The organism is Streptomyces sp. NPDC000151 (genome assembly GCF_040301705.1).
Lineage (GTDB): Bacteria > Actinomycetota > Actinomycetes > Streptomycetales > Streptomycetaceae > Streptomyces.
In genome coordinates this window covers 1-1,268 of record NZ_JBEPFC010000314.1, presented here as the reverse complement: position 1 = coordinate 1,268, position 1,268 = coordinate 1, and the positions used below count along the sequence as shown (strand labels likewise).

The window sequence follows — 1,268 nt, the reverse complement described above, 5'->3', positions numbered from 1 at the left end:
GGCAACTACCACCCAGGGCCGGAAAGCTCTCCAAACTCGGTCATTTAGAGGAAGTAAAAGTCGTAACAAGGTCTCCGTTGGTGAACCAGCGGAGGGATCATTACCGAGTTTACAACTCCCAAACCCATGTGAACATACCTTTACGTTGCTTCGGCGGAGCCGCCCCGGCGCCCGGAACCTCTTCGGTTTCGCGGCCCGGAACCAGGCGCCCGCCGGAGGCCACAAACTCTTTTGTTTTTACAGTTTCTTCTGAGTGTGCCGCAAGGCAAAATACAAATGAATCAAAACTTTCAACAACGGATCTCTTGGTTCTGGCATCGATGAAGAACGCAGCGAAATGCGATAAGTAATGTGAATTGCAGAATTCAGTGAATCATCGAATCTTTGAACGCACATTGCGCCCGCCAGAATTCTGGCGGGCATGCCTGTTCGAGCGTCATTTCAACCCTCGAGCTCCCCTCTTTTTGGGAGAGCCCGGCGTTGGGGACCCGGCGCTAACACCGCCGGCCCCGAAATGGAGTGGCGGCCCGTCCGCGGCGACCTCTGCGTAGTAATATCCACTCGCACCGGGACCCGGGCGCGGCCACGCCGTTAAACACCCCACCTTCCGAATGTTGACCTCGAATCAGGTAGGAATACCCGCTGAACTTAAGCATATCAATAAGCGGAGGAAAAGAAACCAACAGGGATTGCCCCAGTAACGGCGAGTGAAGCGGCAACAGCTCAAATTTGAAATCTGGTCCCCAGGGCCCGAGTTGTAATTTGTAGAGGATGCTTTTGGCGAGGCGCCTTCCGAGTTCCCTGGAACGGGACGCCACAGAGGGTGAGAGCCCCGTCTGGTCGGATGCCAAGCCTATGTAAAGCTCCTTCGACGAGTCGAGTAGTTTGGGAATGCTGCTCAAAATGGGAGGTATATGTCTTCTAAAGCTAAATACCGGCCAGAGACCGATAGCGCACAAGTAGAGTGATCGAAAGATGAAAAGCACTTTGAAAAGAGGGTTAAAAAGTACGTGAAATTGTTGAAAGGGAAGCGCCTATGACCAGACTTGGGCCCGGTGAATCATCCAGCGTTCTCGCTGGTGCACTTTGCCGGGCACAGGCCAGCATCAGTTTGGCGCGGGGGATAAAGGCTTCGGGAATGTGGCTCCCCTCGGGGAGTGTTATAGCCCGTTGTGTAATACCCTGCGCCGGACTGAGGTACGCGCTCCGCAAGGATGCTGGCGTAATGGTCATCAGCGACCCGTCTTGAAACACGGACCAAGGAGTCG

At 54.4% G+C, this 1,268-nt stretch carries 1 rRNA gene; it reads left to right on the top strand.

The window, feature by feature from the left end:
* Positions 1-273: 273 nt before the first annotated feature.
* Positions 274-1,268, top strand: a 23S ribosomal RNA gene (locus tag ABT381_RS35785); the annotation flags it as partial.